Origin of the sequence: Aeromonas sp. Marseille-Q5825, assembly GCF_946892685.1 — a bacterium.
In the GTDB taxonomy this organism is placed as follows: domain Bacteria; phylum Pseudomonadota; class Gammaproteobacteria; order Enterobacterales; family Aeromonadaceae; genus Aeromonas; species Aeromonas rivipollensis.
This window is the reverse complement of the sequence record NZ_CAMPOU010000001.1, coordinates 157,585-172,728: the sequence shown is the minus strand read 5'-3', so window position 1 is coordinate 172,728 and position 15,144 is coordinate 157,585. Positions and strand designations below refer to the sequence as shown.

Here is a 15,144-nt window from a genome sequence, read left to right as displayed (position 1 = left end):
AAACCGTCAGCCCTACACTGATCTGCATTCGACGAATTTCAATTTGCCCAGGCAACTTGCTTCAACAACGTGAAATAAAGGATCTGGTTAATGACCCACGAGCACTACTTGCAGGCGTGGCAGGAGAGCCAGGAGCTCGCCGAAGCCATGCAGCCCTTGATTGGTCGCCTCTACCGACAGCAAGGGATAGAAATCACCCTCTACGGGCGCCCCCTGCAGAACGCCTCCACCATCGACATCCTCAAGGCCCACAGGGTCGTTCGCCGCCACCAGGGCACACCCCTCCCCATCCAGCAAAGCTTCCCCCTGCTCCAGGCCATGGTCGCCCTGAATCCGACCGCCGCCGAAGTGGATCTCGGCAAGCTGGCGGTGGGTTACTGGCAGGATCACCAGGATGAAGCCGGCATAGACGACTATCTGCGCGCCAAGCTGGCCCCGGCCCTGAACCGCAATTCAGTGCCCGCCCCGACCGACGTGGTGCTCTACGGCTTTGGCCGCATCGGCCGCCTGCTGGCCAGGCTGCTGATCGAGCGCACCGGCGCCGCCAACTCCCTGCGCCTGCGCGCCATAGTCGTGCGTGGCGGTCGCGAAGGAGATCTGGAGAAACGCGCCAGCCTGCTGCGCCGCGACTCTGTGCACGGTCCCTTCAACGGCTCCATCGAGGTGGATAATGAGCGCAGCGCCATCATCGCCAACGGCACCTTCATCCAGGTGATCTATGCAAACAGCCCGGCGGACATCGACTACACCGCCCATGGCATCGACAATGCGCTGATCGTCGACAACACCGGTGTCTGGCGCGACGAGGCGGGTCTGTCCGAGCACCTCAAGGCACGCGGTGCGGCCCGGGTGCTGCTGACCGCCCCCGGCAAGGGGGAGATGAAGAACGTGGTGTTCGGGGTCAACCACGAGGTAATAGGCCCGGATGACAAGATCATCTCTGCCGCCTCCTGCACCACCAACGCCATCACCCCCGTGCTCAAGGTGATGCAGGACAAGTACGGCATCCGCCACGGCCACGTAGAGACGGTGCACTCCTACACCAACGATCAGAACCTCATCGACAACTATCACAAGGGCGAGCGCCGCGGTCGCAGCGCAGCCCTCAACATGGTGATGACCAGCACAGGCGCCGCCAAGGCGGTGGCCAAGGCGCTGCCCGAGCTCAAGGGCAAGCTGACCGGCAACGCCATCCGGGTGCCGACCCCCAATGTGTCGCTCGCCATCATCAACCTGTCGCTGGAGCAGGGCACGGATCGGGAGAGCCTCAACGCCTATCTGCAGCAGATGGCCCTGAGCTCTGCCCTCCATCGCCAGATCGATTACAGCGCCAGCACAGAGCTGGTCTCCTCCGACATGGTGGGTTCGCGCTTCGCGGGCATAGTGGACTCCCAGGCCACCATAGCCGAGGGGGATCACTGCGTGCTTTACGTGTGGTATGACAACGAGTTCGGGTACAGTTGTCAGGTAGTGCGGGTGATGGAGCAGATGGCCGGCGTAGTCCGCCAGGATCTACCGGCATAGTCCGCCAGGATCTACCGGCATAGTCCGCCAGGATCTGCCCGCCAGATCCCTTCATGGCTCAATTTGCAAGGAGAGGCCGATGTCGTTTCAACAGGTGATAGGGCAGATGCCCAAAGAAGTGTACGAGCGGCTCAAGACCGCGGTCGAGCTGGGCAAGTGGCCGGACGGCCAGCCCCTCACCGAGGAGCAGAAGGCCACCTCGCTGCAGGCCGTGATGGCCTGGCAGGCGATGCACCTTGCCGATCCCGAGCACATGAACATAGGCCGCGACGGCGAGATAGTGATGAAGAGCAAGAGCGAGCTCAAGCGCCAGTATCGGGATGAGGAAGAGATTGTCAGGATCGACCTCAGTCACTGATACAGAGCCGGGATACAGCTGCACTGCGGCGCACAGCAAAGAGGGGAGCCAATATGGCTCCCCTCTTTTTTGTTCGGCGATAGCGACCCGTCAGGGCGTCAGCTCGCCGCGCAGGGACTGCTGCATCAGCTCGCGGATGCGTGGGGCGGGCAGATCCTGGCTCAGCAGGAAGTGCAGCTTGGTGAGCGCCGCCTCGGCCGTCATGTCAAAGCCCGAGATGACCCCGGCCCGGGAGAGGGCGTTGCCGGTGGCATAGCCCCCCATGTTGACCTTGCCGTGCAGGCACTGGCTCAGGTTGACTATGATGACGCCCCGGGCGGATGCCTCGGAGAGCAGCGCCAGCATGGCCGGGTTCTGGGGCGCATTGCCCACCCCGAAGGAGAGCAGGATCAGCGCCCGCACCGGTTGCTGCAAGATGTTGGCGATCACCTCGGCCGAGATGCCGGGATAAAGGGTCACCACGCCGATGGGCTGGGGGGTGATGTCGTGCAGCACCAGCGGATGCTCGGAGGGCTCCCCCAGCTCCCCCGCTTCCAGGGAGATGGCGATGCCGGCATTGAGCAGCGGCGGGTAGTTCGGCGAATCGAAGGCGTGGAAGCCGTCCGCGTGCACCTTCTTGCTGCGGTTGCCGCGATAGAGCTGATTGTTGAAAAACAGCGTCACCTCGTGGATCGGGTAGTTGGCCGCGATATAGAGGGCATTGAGCAGGTTTTGCTGGCCGTCGGAGCGCAGCTCGGCGAGCGGGATCTGGGAGCCGGTGATGATGACCGGCTTGTGCAGATCTTCGAGCATGAAGGAGAGAGCCGAGGCGGTGAACGACATGGTGTCGGTACCGTGCAGGATCACGAAGCCGTCGTACTGCTCGTAGTTGTCACGAATGTCCTCGGCGATGCGCTGCCAGTCCGCCGGGGTCATGTCGGAGGAGTCGATGAGGGGGGCATATTCGTGGATATGATAATCCGGCATCTCGGGCCGGTGAAACTCGGGCATCCGGGCCAGACAATCTTCCATGAAACCCGCCATCGGCACATAACCGTGGTCGGAACGCTGCATCCCTATGGTGCCGCCCGTGTAGGCGATATAGATAGACTTCTTCACACCCTCTCCTCTCTCTGGACTGACAACCGGCGGACAATTCAAGGTTCAACCGGTTCCTTCACTTCCTATTCCGGTTCCGCTCATGGGCGGGAAACTGGCGAATTATAGAGACTGCCGCTGCAAATGACAGCAGCATTGTTGCGGGCCGGAGCCCCCTCAGGGCATAGTGTTAAATGCCAGGTTAATGCACGGTTTTGAGCATTAATATGATGAACATGGATATAAACGGTGTTTTTTGCTAGTATCCGGCGGATTTTTCATAAATGTCATCTGGATGCCTGATGCAATCGGGCTCGCATCGATCCCATTTTTGCCTGGGACTGGGGCTGTGGCCCCCTCTTGAACTGGCGCCTGCGCCACTCTGTTTTTATCCCGGCTGAATCTGTGAGTCTTTCTCGCCAAAGACACAGCCGATCAACATGGGAGTACCGCATGATACAACTTGATTCCTACGCCACCCTGGTCGCCGCCACCCTGGTGCTGCTGCTCGGCCGTCTGCTAGTCAACCGGATTGGCCCCCTGCGTACCTTCAACATTCCCAAACCGGTGGCAGGCGGCCTGGTGGTCGCCCTGGTGCTGCTGCTGCTGCGCTCCACCATGCAGCTTGAACTGCAATTTGACACCACACTGCAAACCCCGCTGATGCTGGCCTTCTTCGCCTCCATCGGTCTCTCCGCCGATCTGGGCAGCCTCAAGCGCGGCGGCAAGGCGGTGATCACCTTCCTGCTGGTGGTCACCGGCCTGCTGCTGGTGCAAAACAGCCTGGGGGTCGGTCTGGCCACCCTGCTGGGTCTGGACCCGCACATGGGACTGCTGGCCGGCTCCATCACCCTCTCCGGCGGCCACGGCACAGGCGCGGCCTGGGGCTCCATCTTCACCGAGAAGTACGGCGTGCAATCTGCCGCCGAGCTCGCCATCGCCTGCGCCACCTTCGGCCTGGTGCTGGGGGGACTGATCGGCGGGCCTGTCGCCCGCTACCTGGTGAAGAAGGTGCAGGTGCCCGGCGAGGAGCACAACCGTGACGGCGCCCCCCAGGGCTTCGAGATGCCGGACATGGAGCGGCCGCTCACCACCTTCAGCCTGATCGAGACCCTGGCGCTGATCGCCATCAGCCTCAAGGGGGGCGAGATGTTCTCCCTCTACCTCAAGGGCAGCGCCCTGGAGCTCCCCGTCTTCGTCTGCGTGCTCTTCGTCGGCGTGCTGCTGCGCAACCTGCTGACCCTGCTCAACTGGCATGAAGTGAGCGATCGGGAGGTCTCCCTGCTCGGCAACGTCAGCCTGTCGCTCTTCCTCGCCATGGCGCTGATGAGCCTGAAGCTGTGGGATCTCGCCAGCCTGGCCCTGCCCATCTTCATCCTGCTGGCCGCCCAGACGGTGGCGATGGCGCTCTACGCCATCTTCGTCACCTTCAGGGTCATGGGCAGCAACTATGACGCGGCCGTGCTGGCGGCGGGCCACTGCGGCTTCGGTCTGGGGGCCACCCCCACCGCCATCGCCAACATGCAGGCCATCACCCAGCGCTTCGGCCCGTCCCATCTGGCGTTCCTGGTGGTACCCATGGTGGGCGCCTTCTTCATCGACATCATCAACGCCGTGGTGATCAAGCTGTTCCTGGCCCTGCCCTTCCTGTAAGCCCGGACGCCAGACCCCATATGAAAGAGCCCACCTTTTGGTGGGCTCTTTGCTGGCGTTCTCCCGCCCCCTTGGTTCCCAGGAAGGCCAGAGCATCCCGGGATTCAGCCTTGCGACAGCCAGCCAGGGCGTATCACTGCCTTGACCGGATGACGGACAACAAAAAGCCCCGCACTCCAGTGCGGGGCTTTTTACATCGGGCGCCGCAGTGGCGCCGCTTCCAGGCCCTTTCTTACAGGATAAATGTCGATACCTGCTGGTTCAGATTGGTGGCACGTCCCTTGAGGTGGTGCGCCTGATCAAGGTCGCGCATGGCGGCGGCGGTGATCTCGTCGCTCACATCCTTGATGGCGGTGGTGTTCTGGGTGATCTCGCCAGTCACCTGGGTCTGCTCCTCGGCGGCGGTGGCGATCTGACCCGCCATGTCGGAGATGAGGGAGACGGCCTGGGTGATCTCTTCCAGCGCGGCGGCCGCGGCATCGGCGTCCTTGACGCTGTTGTCCGCCAGCCCCTGGCTGGTCTGCATCAGGCTGACCGCACGGGCTGTGGTCTGCTGCAGGGTCTCTATGGTGGACTGGATCTCCTGAGTGGAGTCCTGGGTACGGCGCGACAGCACCCGCACCTCATCCGCCACCACGGCGAAACCGCGACCCTGCTCACCGGCACGGGCCGCTTCGATGGCCGCGTTCAGCGCCAGCAGGTTGGTCTGCTCGGCGATGCCCTGAATGGTGGAGAGGATGCCGGAGATGGCCTGGGCGTGGCGGCTCAGCTCGCCGATGACGCCGGTGGCCTGACCCACTTCCTCGGCCAGGTTGTTGATGGACTGACGAGTCTGGTTCACCAGCATCTTGCCCTGCTCGCTGCTCTGGGCAGATTGCTGGGCGGCGGCGGCTGTGTTCTCGGCGTTGCCGGCGATCTCCATGGTGGCGCTCGCCATCTCGGTGACCGCGGTGGCGACCATGGTCACCTCCTGCTGTTGACGCTGCAGCTCTTCCACCGCGGCCTGGTTGGTCACCAGGCTGCGCTCCGCATCGGCATTCAGCTCGTTGGCGAGCTGGCGGATATTGCCGATCAGCTGGTGCTGGCTGCCGACAAAACGGTTGAAGCTGTTGGCCAGCTGGCCCACCTCGTCATTGGCATCGATCTTGATGCGCTGGGTCAGATCGCCGTTACCGTCGGCGATGCGGGCCAGGGCCTGGGAAACCTTGCCAAGCGGGCCCAGCAGCAGGCTGACCAGCCAGGAGATGGCGATGATGCTGCCCACCAGCACCAGCAGGGCCAGGCCAAGCTGGGTCATCAGCAAGGAGGAGAGCGGCGCCTCCAGGGTCGCCTTGTCCAGCACCAGCACCAGTTCCCAGTCGGTGTTCGGGATATCCGTCGCCCACAGCAGCTTGTCGCGGCCTTCGTTGTCAAAATAGACGGGGAGCAGGCTGTTGCTGCTCTTGCTCTGCTCGATCAGGGCGTTGGAGAGATCGTTGTCGATCTCGCTGCCAGGCTTCATCGCCTTGGCCGCATCTTTATAGGCAATGACGGTGCCGTCCTTGTGCATCAGGATGGCGACACCGTCCGCCGGCAGGGCCATCTTGGTGACATCCTCCACCAGGGAGGCGATGGAGAGATCGCCGCCGACCACGCCGCCCTGGGCCGGTTGGGCCAGGGTCACCACCATGACGTTGTAGGCCACGTCGAGGTAGGGTTTGGTCACTATCATGCCGCCCTTGGCCATGGCTTCCTGATACCAGCCACGGGAGCGGGGATCATAGCCGTCACGGTTGATGGAAGGGTCAGAGTCGTTCATCTTGCCACTGCCCTCACCGAAATAGGTGAGCTGGAAACGGCCGGACACTTGCGCCTGTTGCAGGGCGTTGAGGGGGTCGGGGCCGGCCTTGTTGCCCAGCGCCTGGATGACATCGCGACGGGCGGCGAGCCAGTCACTGACGCTGGCGGCCTGCTGGCTGCCGAGGCGCTGCACCTGTTCCTGACTGCCTTGCAGCAACAGGGACTTCTGGCTGCTGTAGCTCTGCCAGGAGAGCAGCAGGATCACCAGGGAGAGGGCGATCACCACAGACAACAGTATCTTCTGCTTGAGTGATAGGTTTTTCATCGTGCTTTCTTCTTGTGGGGTCAGGAACAGGATTACTCGAAAAGTGCGCGGCACTCCATGTTGTTGTTAGCGGCCAAAGCGTACAGAACTGAAGCGGAGAATGGTGAGGCTGGCGATATTTTCTGCAAGAAAGCACAAAATAGCCTCCGAAATCGGTGACAGAAGGCGGCCAGGGCGAGCCAACCCTGTTTATTCCTTCCGCAATTGGCTAGAATATCCCGTTTTTAAATCACATCGACCCCGAGAGTTTTCACGATGTTTGAAGTCAATCCTGTATTAAACAAGCTTAAGGAGCTGTCTGAGAGGACCGAGCTGCTTAGGGGGTACCTTTGACTATGACGCCAAGAAAGAGCGTCTAGAAGAGGTCAATGCCGAGCTGGAACAGCCGGATGTCTGGAATGAGCCGGAGCGCGCACAGGCGCTGGGTAAAGAGCGCGTGTCGCTGGACAACGTGGTCAACACCATAGACGTCTTGACACAAGGTGCTGAGGACGTCGAGATGCTGGTCAGCCTGGCGGTCGAAGGCGAAGACGAGGAGACCTTCAACGAGGCCGTGGCCGAAGCCGATCAGCTGGAAGCCAAGCTGGTGGATCTCGAATTCCGTCGCATGTTCTCCGGTCAGCACGATGGCTCCGACTGCTACATCGACATCCAGTCCGGTTCCGGCGGCACCGAGGCTCAGGACTGGGCCAACATGGTGCTGCGCATGTACCTGCGCTGGGGCGATGCCCACGGCTACAAGCCGGAGCTGATCGAGCTGTCTGACGGCGACGTGGCCGGCATCAAGTCCGCCACCGTCAAGTTCACCGGCGAGTATGCCTTCGGCTGGCTGCGCACCGAGACCGGCGTGCACCGCCTGGTCCGCAAGTCACCGTTCGACTCGGGTGGCCGTCGTCATACCTCGTTCTGCTCGGTGTTCGTCTACCCCGAGATCGATGACGACATCGAGATCGACATCAACCCGGCGGATCTGCGCATCGACGTCTACCGCGCCTCCGGTGCCGGTGGTCAGCACGTCAACCGGACCGAGTCCGCGGTGCGTATCACCCACGTCCCCACCGGGGTGGTGGTGCAGTGCCAGAACGACCGTTCCCAGCACAAGAACAAAGATCAGTGTATGAAGCAGCTGAAGGCCAAGCTCTACGAGCTGGAAATTCAGAAGCAGAACGCTGAGAAGCAAGCCCTCGAAGAGACCAAGTCCGACATCGGCTGGGGCAGCCAGATCCGCTCCTACGTACTGGATGACTCCCGTATCAAGGATCTGCGCACCGGCGTCGAGACCCGCAATACCCAATCGGTACTCGACGGCGACTTGGACAAGTTTATCGAAGCCAGCCTGAAATCAGGCCTGTAAACAGAGCAGCAGGAATCACCATGTCTGAACAAACCACTACTCCGGAAGTCGACCAGACTCTCGAACTGAACAACGAGATGACTGAGCGTCGCTCCAAGCTGGCCGCCTTGCGCGCCCAGGGCAACCCTTTCCCCAACGACTTCCGTCGTGACAGCCTGTCCGGCGATCTGCACGCCGAGTTTGGCGACAAGAGCGCCGACGAGCTGGTGGCCTTGAATAAACGGGTGAAGATTGCCGGTCGTATCATGACCCGCCGGATCATGGGCAAGGCTTCCTTCGCGACCCTGCAGGACATGGCTGGCAAGATCCAGATCTACGTGACCCGTGACGACCTGCCGGAAGGCTTCTACAACGAGCAGTTCAAGAAGTGGGATCTGGGGGACATAGTCGGCGTGGAAGGGACCCTGTTCCGCACCAACACCGGCGAGCTCTCCGTCCATGTGGGCGAAATCCGCCTGCTGACCAAGGCACTGCGTCCGCTGCCCGAGAAGCACAAAGGCCTGACCGATCAGGAAGCCCGCTGCCGTCAGCGCTACCTGGATCTGATCGCCAACGAAGAGTCCCGCAAGACCTTCATGATCCGCACCCAGGTGGTTGCCGGCATCCGCAAGTTCTTCAACGAGAAGCGCTTCATGGAAGTGGAAACCCCCATGATGCAGGTCATCCCGGGTGGTGCCTCCGCGCGTCCCTTCGTCACCCACCACAATGCGCTGGACATCGACATGTATCTGCGTATCGCCCCCGAGCTCTATCTGAAGCGTCTGGTGGTCGGTGGTTTCGAGCGCGTCTACGAGATCAACCGCAACTTCCGTAACGAAGGGATCTCGGTGCGTCACAACCCCGAGTTCACCATGATCGAGTTCTACATGGCCTATGCCGACTACATCGATCTGATGGACCTGACCGAGGAGCTGCTGCGCACCCTGGCCCAGGACATCCTGGGTGACACCCAGATCCGTTACGCCAAAGAGGGCGAAGAGGGCCTGACCATCGATTTCGGTCAACCGTTCCAGCGCCTCACCATGGTCGAGTCCATCCTCAAGTTCAACCCGGATGTGACCCAGGACGATCTGGCCACCCTGGAGAGCGCCAAGGCCGTCGCCAAGCGTCTGCACATCGAGCTGATGAAGGGCTGGGAGCTGGGCCACGTGATCACCGCCATCTTCGAAGAGACAGTTGAGCACATGCTGCTGCAACCCACCTTCATCACCGAGTACCCGGCTGCCGTCTCCCCGCTGGCTCGCCGCAACGACAAGAACCCGGACGTGACCGATCGCTTCGAGTTCTTCATCGGCGGCCGCGAGCTGGCCAACGGCTTCTCCGAGCTGAACGATGCGGAAGATCAGGCCAAGCGCTTCCAGGATCAGGTGAACCAGAAAGAAGCGGGCGACGACGAAGCCATGTTCTACGACGCCGACTTCGTCACCGCGCTGGAACACGGCCTGCCGCCCACTGCCGGTCAGGGCATTGGCATCGACCGTCTGGTGATGCTGTTCACCAACAGCCACACCATCCGCGACGTCATCCTGTTCCCGGCCCTGCGTCCGCAACAGAAATAAGCGATCGCCTCAGGCCTGGCCTGATGCCCGATGGCACTGAAAACGCCCCGCAACTGCGGGGCGTTTTTTATGGCGAAAACCAAAGCTGGCGAACCGGCACACCCGGCTGGCGGCTTATGGGGCGGGCGGCAGCAGCCACTCCCCCTGCCACAGGGTCAGCGCCTGACCCGACATCCACACCCTATCCCCCTGCAACTCGAGCACCAGCTCCCCGCCCCGTGCCGAGATCTGGCGCGCCCGCAACTGCGTCTTGCCGAGTCGCTCGGCCCAGTAGGGCACCAGGGCGCAGTGGTTGGAGCCGGTGACAGGATCCTCCTCCACCCCGACCCAGGGGGCGAAGTAGCGGGAGACGAAGTCATCGCCTCCCCGGCTGGAGGGCGCAGTCACCATCAGGCCACGACCGGGCAGGGCCCCCAGGGCGTGGAAGTCCGGCTTGAGCCTCTGCACCTCCTGCTCGCTGCCCAGCACCAGCAGGAACTTGGCGCCGGCGGCCAGGGTCTGCAGCGGCGTGCAGCCGAGGGCCTCGGAATAGGCGGGATCCAATATCAGCGGAGCAAGGGGGATGCGCGGAAAGTCGAGCCGGATCCACTCCCCCTCGGCGCTGGCCTCCAGCAGGCCGCTGCGGGTCTCGAAGCGCAGCACCTGGGAGCGGGCCACAGCCCCGGTCTGCCACAGCACATGGGCGGCGGCCAGAGTGCCGTGACCGCAGAGATCCACTTCGACCGTCGGGGTAAACCAGCGCAACCGATAGTGCGCCTCCCCCAGGGGACTGAGGAAGGCGGTCTCCGACAGGTTGAACTCCGCCGCCATGGCCTGCAGCTCGGCATCGCTGCGTTCGGGGCCCAATACGACTATGGCGGGGTTGCCCCCGAAGGGGTGCTGGCTGAAGGCATTGACATGGAACAGTCTGGACATCGGCAGATCCTGAGAGGCGGAAGGGGACTCAATATTGCGATTTTTATACCACAGCCGGGGAGCCGCTGAGGCGGATTTCGGCTTTATAAATTCATAAATCGCATAAAGAAGATATTTTTATTCTTTGTTGTTATTCATTGCACCCCTTAACCTGACCAAAAATCAGACCATGGAAGACATGTGTGATGCAATTGACAGCCCCAATACCCACCATAAGCCCGCTCTCTGACGAGCAGCAGCGCCAGCTGAATCAGGTCTTGTCGACCCTCAATACCCAGCAACTCGCCTGGGTGAGCGGTTATCTCTACGGCCTCTCCCAGTCAGGCGTCCAGAGCGTCGCCACCAGCGCCGCCGTGGCCGCCCCCGGTGGCAGCCTGACCATTCTCTACGGCTCCCAGACCGGCAACGCCAAGGGTGTCGCCAGCGCCATCCAGGCTCAGGCGAAGGCCCACGGCCTGCCGGTGACCCTGACCTCGATGGCGGACTACAAACCCAAGCAGCTCAAGAAAGAGAGCCATCTGCTGGTGATCGTTAGCACTTACGGGGAGGGGGAGCCGCCGGAGAGCGCGGTGGATCTGTTCGAGCAGCTTAAAAAAGGCAAGATAGGCAAACTCGAAGGTCTCAAGTTCGCCGTACTGGGGCTGGGTGACAGCTCCTACGAATTCTTCTGCCAGACCGGCAAGGACTTCGACGACTTCCTGTCAAAAGCGGGTGCCGAGCGCATTCATGAACTCGCGAGCCTCGACGTGGATTATCAGGACGCGGCCAAGGCCTGGGGCGAGCAGGCAGTCAATGCCGTCGCCGCTACCCTGTCCGCAGGGGCCGCGACCGCCAGCGTAGCGGGTTCGGTGCAGCAAGCCGTCGGCCACAGCCAGTATCACAAGGAGAACCCCTTCCCGGCCAAGCTCTCGGTCAATCAGAAGATCACCGGCCGCGACTCCACCAAGGACATCCGCCACATCGAGATCAACCTGGAAGAGTCCGGCATCACTTATCAGCCGGGGGATGCCTTGGGCATCTGGTTCGACAATGACGCCGATCTGGTGGGCGAAGTGCTCGCCCTGAGCGGCCTCTCCGGCGATGAAACCACCGCACAGGGCCCCCTGCGCGCGGCCCTGACCCGCCACTTCGAGCTGACCCGCTTGCACGGCGGCTTTATCACCGGGTTGGCCGAGATCTCGGACAATGCGGCGCTCAAGGATCTGGCCGGCGACAAGGCCCAGGTCAACGCCCTGGTGGCCAGCGCCCAGGTGGTGGATGTGCTCAAGCGCTTCCCCTCCTCCCTGAGCGCGGATCAGCTTGTCAAACTGCTGCGCCCGCTGACCCCGCGCCTCTACTCCATCGCCTCCGCCCAGAGCGAAGTGGAGGAAGAGGTACACCTGACAGTCGGCGTGGTGCGCTATCCCCAGGAAGATGGCACAGTGCGATCTGGCGGCGCCTCCTCCTATCTGGCGGACCGTCTGGCCGAGGACGCCGAGGTCAGGGTGTTCGTGGAGCACAACGACAACTTCCGCCTGCCGGCCAATCCCGATACCCCCGTCATCATGGTGGGTCCGGGCACCGGCATAGCCCCCTTCCGCGCCTTTATGCAGGAGCGTGAGGCACAAGGGGCCGAGGGCAAGAACTGGCTCATCTTCGGCAACCCTCACTTCACCCAGGACTTCCTCTATCAGGTGGAGTGGCAGCGTTATGTGAAATCCGGCCTGCTGTCGAAGATCTCCCTGGCTTTCAGCCGGGATCAGGCCAACAAGATCTATGTGCAGGACCGCCTGCGCGAAGCGGGGCTTGAGCTCTACCAGTGGCTGGAAGCAGGTGCTCACTTCTATGTGTGCGGCGACGCCAACCACATGGCGAAGGATGTGCAGGAGGCCCTGCTGGATGTGATCAGCGATCATGGCCACAAGAGCCGTGAAGAAGCAGAAGAGTATTTGAGCGAATTGCGTCGTGCCAAACGTTATCAAAGGGATGTCTACTGATGAGCAAGCAACCAATCTCGAAACAAGCAGCAGGACCGGTTGAAGGGCCACTGTCCGACAACGAACGCCTCAAACGCGAGAGCAACTTCCTGCGCGGCACCATAGAGCAGGATCTGCAGGATCCCCTCACCGGTGGCTTCAACGGCGACAACTTCCAGCTGATCCGCTTCCACGGCATGTATCAGCAGGATGACAGAGACATCCGCCCCGAGCGCACCGCCCAGAAGCTGGAGCCCCTGCACAACGTCATGCTGCGCGCCCGCCTGCCGGGCGGCATCATCACCCCGGCCCAGTGGCAGGTGATCGACAAGTTCGCCGAGGAGCACAGCCTCTACGGCAGCATCCGCCTGACCACCCGCCAGACCTTCCAGTTCCACGGTGTATTGAAGCGCGACATCAAGCTGATGCACCAGACCCTCAACAGCACCGGCATCGACTCCATCGCCACCGCGGGCGACGTGAACCGCAACGTGCTCTGCACCAGCAACCCGGTGGAGTCCGAGCTGCACCAGGAGGCCTACGAGTGGGCCAAGAAGATCTCCGAGCACCTGCTGCCCAAGACCCGCGCCTACGTGGAGATCTGGCTGGATGGCGAGAAGCTGGGGGGTGACGAGGAGCCGATCCTGGGTTCTAACTACCTGCCGCGCAAATTCAAGACCACAGTGGTGATCCCGCCCCACAACGACGTGGACATCCACGCCAACGATCTCAACTTCGTGGCCATCGCAGATGGCGGCAAGCTGGTGGGCTTCAACGTACTGGTGGGCGGGGGTCTGGCCATGACCCACGGCGACACCAGCACCTATCCGCGCAAGGCGAGCGATTTCGGCTTCATCCCGCTCTCCCACGTGCTGGAGGTGGCCGCCGCAGTGGTCAGCACCCAGCGCGACTGGGGCAACAGGGTCAACCGCAAGAACGCCAAGACCAAGTACACTCTTGAACGCGTGGGGGTGGAGGCCTTTAAGGCCGAGGTGGAGAGCCGCGCGGGCATCCCCTTCGCCGAGAGTCGCCCCTACGAGTTCACCAGCCGTGGGGATCGCTTTGGTTGGGTCGAGGGGATCGACGGCAAGCATCACCTCACCCTGTTTATCGAGAATGGCCGCCTGCTGGACTTTCCGGGCAAGCCGCTCAAAACCGGCATGCTGGAGATCGCCAAAGTGCATCAGGGGGATTTTCGCCTCACCGCCAACCAGAACCTCATCATCGCAGGGGTGCCCGCCGGCGAGAAGGCCCGCATCGAAGCCCTGGCGCGCCAATACGGTCTGCTGGATGACGGCGTGAGCGAGCAACGCAAGCAGTCCATGGCCTGTGTGGCCCTGCCCACCTGCCCGCTGGCGATGGCCGAGGCCGAGCGTATGCTGCCCGCCTTTGTCACCGACATCGAAGGTCTGCTGGCCAAGCACGAGCTGGCGAATGACGCCATCATCTTCCGGGTCACCGGCTGCCCCAACGGCTGCGGCCGCGCCATGCTGGCGGAAGTGGGTCTGGTGGGCAAGGCCCCCGGCCGCTACAACCTGCACCTGGGGGGCAACCTGGAGGGGACCCGGATCCCGCGCCTCTATCAGGAGAACATCACGGAGCCGCAGATCCTGGCCGAGCTAGACGCCCTGATCGGCCGCTGGGCCAAGGAGCGCAGCCCGAACGAATGCTTCGGCGACTTCGTGATCCGCGCAGGGGTAGTGGCCCCCGTCATCGACTCCGCGAGGGACTTCTATGCAGCCTGAACTGACTGATAGCGAGCGGCTGGCGCGCACCACCAACGGGCGGCTCGACCTCGACGCCCTGCTGGCCCTCGGCCGGGAGGAGCAGAGCGAGGCGCTGGCCCCCCTCAACCGGGAGCTGGACGCCATGAGCGCCTCCGAGCGGGTGCGCTGGGCGCTGGTGAATCTGCCGGGGGAACACGTGCTGTCGTCGAGCTTCGGCATCCAGGCGGCACTGATGCTGCACCTGGTGAGCCGCGAGCGGAGCGATGTGCCCGTGGTGCTGACCGATACCGGTTATCTCTTCCCCGAGACCTACCACTTCATCGACCAGCTGGCCGAGCGCCTCAGCCTCAACCTGAAGATCTACCGGGCCGAGCTCAGCCCGGCCTGGCAGGAGGCCCGCTTCGGCCTCTTGTGGGAGCAGGGGGTGGAGGGGATCACCCGCTACAACCAGCTCAACAAGGTGGAGCCCATGGACCGCGCCCTGAGCGAGCTCGGCGCCCGCACCTGGTTCTCCGGCCTGCGCCGGGAGCAGGCGGGCAGCCGCGGCAAGCTGCCGGTGCTGGCCATACAGCGCGGCCGATTCAAGTTCCTGCCGGTGATCGACTGGAGCAACAAGGACGTCTTCTACTACTTCAAGGAGCACGATCTGCCCTACCACCCCCTGTGGGAGCAGGGCTACCTCTCGGTGGGCGATGTGCACACCACCACCAAGTGGGAGCCGGGCATGAGCGAGGAGCAGACCCGCTTCTTCGGCCTCAAGCGCGAGTGCGGCCTGCACGAGGAGAGTGGCGAGCACGACGGCTCCGGCATCTGAGCCTGGTACGCAGCCTGTTGCTGCGCTCCGTCCATAAAAAAACGCCCGGCAATAGCCGGGCGTTTTGCTTGCTGACATCCATGGGCTGGGCCGCGCCGAGGGGG

Annotated in this window: 11 protein-coding genes; 8 read left to right on the top strand and 3 right to left on the bottom strand. The window is 62.7% G+C overall.

Annotated elements, in window-relative coordinates:
- The first annotated feature begins 90 nt into the window (after positions 1–90).
- On the top strand, positions 91–1,524 hold the full coding sequence (locus OC537_RS00795) for a glyceraldehyde-3-phosphate dehydrogenase (RefSeq protein WP_262108499.1): 1,434 nt from the start codon (positions 91–93) through the stop codon (positions 1,522–1,524).
- 79 nt (positions 1,525–1,603) lie between these two features.
- Positions 1,604–1,882 carry a YeaC family protein gene (locus OC537_RS00790; RefSeq protein WP_025326001.1) on the top strand — a complete coding sequence of 93 codons (279 nt, stop codon included), beginning with the start codon at positions 1,604–1,606 and terminating at the stop codon, positions 1,880–1,882.
- Between the two features lie 90 nt (positions 1,883–1,972).
- On the opposite strand, the gene ansA is transcribed toward OC537_RS00790, so the two are convergent.
- On the bottom strand, positions 1,973–2,980 hold the full coding sequence (gene ansA, locus OC537_RS00785) for an asparaginase (protein WP_234568677.1): 1,008 nt from the start codon (positions 2,978–2,980) through the stop codon (positions 1,973–1,975).
- A gap of 432 nt (positions 2,981–3,412) precedes the next feature.
- Between ansA and gltS the strand changes: the two genes are divergently transcribed.
- Positions 3,413–4,612 carry a sodium/glutamate symporter gene (gene gltS, locus OC537_RS00780; protein WP_025325999.1) on the top strand — a complete coding sequence of 400 codons (1,200 nt, stop codon included), beginning with the start codon at positions 3,413–3,415 and terminating at the stop codon, positions 4,610–4,612.
- Between the two features lie 232 nt (positions 4,613–4,844).
- Here the strand turns inward: gltS and OC537_RS00775 are convergent, their stop codons facing one another.
- Positions 4,845–6,716 carry a methyl-accepting chemotaxis protein gene (locus tag OC537_RS00775; RefSeq protein WP_262108491.1) on the bottom strand — a complete coding sequence of 624 codons (1,872 nt, stop codon included), beginning with the start codon at positions 6,714–6,716 and terminating at the stop codon, positions 4,845–4,847.
- A gap of 255 nt (positions 6,717–6,971) precedes the next feature.
- Between OC537_RS00775 and prfB the strand changes: the two genes are divergently transcribed.
- Together prfB and lysS are read left to right on the top strand one after the other, a co-directional pair.
- A protein-coding gene (prfB, locus tag OC537_RS00770) for a peptide chain release factor 2 (protein ID WP_106887661.1) occupies positions 6,972–8,070 on the top strand; the annotation gives its coding sequence in 2 pieces (ribosomal slippage) (positions 6,972–7,046 and positions 7,048–8,070; 1,098 coding nt in all).
- 20 nt (positions 8,071–8,090) lie between these two features.
- Entirely contained in the window at positions 8,091–9,629 is a 1,539-nt protein-coding gene (lysS, locus tag OC537_RS00765) for a lysine--tRNA ligase (RefSeq protein ID WP_262108487.1), read from the top strand.
- Positions 9,630–9,743: 114 nt separating this feature from the next.
- Here lysS and OC537_RS00760 read toward each other — a convergent pair whose 3' ends face one another.
- Positions 9,744–10,544 (bottom strand): PhzF family phenazine biosynthesis protein, encoded by an 801-nt coding sequence (locus OC537_RS00760; protein WP_410050451.1) that lies wholly within the window; start codon positions 10,542–10,544, stop codon positions 9,744–9,746.
- Between the two features lie 185 nt (positions 10,545–10,729).
- Here OC537_RS00760 and OC537_RS00755 point away from each other — a divergent pair, with 185 nt between their 5' ends.
- From OC537_RS00755 to OC537_RS00745, 3 genes are read left to right on the top strand one after another with little or no spacing between them, the layout of a single operon-like run.
- A complete protein-coding gene (locus OC537_RS00755) occupies positions 10,730–12,520 on the top strand; it encodes an assimilatory sulfite reductase (NADPH) flavoprotein subunit (protein ID WP_262110536.1) in 1,791 nt (596 codons plus the stop codon).
- Positions 12,520–14,244, top strand: coding sequence for an assimilatory sulfite reductase (NADPH) hemoprotein subunit (cysI, locus tag OC537_RS00750; protein WP_262108485.1), 1,725 nt, complete (start codon positions 12,520–12,522; stop codon positions 14,242–14,244). Before OC537_RS00755 ends, cysI begins: the two co-directional genes overlap by 1 nt.
- Positions 14,234–15,040: a phosphoadenylyl-sulfate reductase gene (locus tag OC537_RS00745; RefSeq protein ID WP_262108483.1), complete on the top strand. Its 807-nt coding sequence runs from the start codon at positions 14,234–14,236 to the stop codon at positions 15,038–15,040. Before cysI ends, OC537_RS00745 begins: the two co-directional genes overlap by 11 nt.
- The last annotated feature ends 104 nt before the right edge of the window (positions 15,041–15,144 follow it).

What these genes read in the sequence shown, in the direction of transcription:
- OC537_RS00795 (WP_262108499.1), top strand. Translation starts at nt 91, where the DNA reads ATGACCCACGAGCACTACTTGCAGGCGTGGCAGGAGAGCCAGGAGCTC.
- OC537_RS00790 (WP_025326001.1), top strand. Translation starts at nt 1,604, where the DNA reads ATGTCGTTTCAACAGGTGATAGGGCAGATGCCCAAAGAAGTGTACGAG.
- gltS (WP_025325999.1), top strand. Translation starts at nt 3,413, where the DNA reads ATGATACAACTTGATTCCTACGCCACCCTGGTCGCCGCCACCCTGGTG.
- OC537_RS00775 (WP_262108491.1), bottom strand. Translation starts at nt 6,716, where the DNA reads ATGAAAAACCTATCACTCAAGCAGAAGATACTGTTGTCTGTGGTGATC.
- lysS (WP_262108487.1), top strand. Translation starts at nt 8,091, where the DNA reads ATGTCTGAACAAACCACTACTCCGGAAGTCGACCAGACTCTCGAACTG.
- OC537_RS00760 (WP_410050451.1), bottom strand. Translation starts at nt 10,544, where the DNA reads ATGTCCAGACTGTTCCATGTCAATGCCTTCAGCCAGCACCCCTTCGGG.
- OC537_RS00755 (WP_262110536.1), top strand. Translation starts at nt 10,730, where the DNA reads ATGCAATTGACAGCCCCAATACCCACCATAAGCCCGCTCTCTGACGAG.
- cysI (WP_262108485.1), top strand. Translation starts at nt 12,520, where the DNA reads ATGAGCAAGCAACCAATCTCGAAACAAGCAGCAGGACCGGTTGAAGGG.
- OC537_RS00745 (WP_262108483.1), top strand. Translation starts at nt 14,234, where the DNA reads ATGCAGCCTGAACTGACTGATAGCGAGCGGCTGGCGCGCACCACCAAC.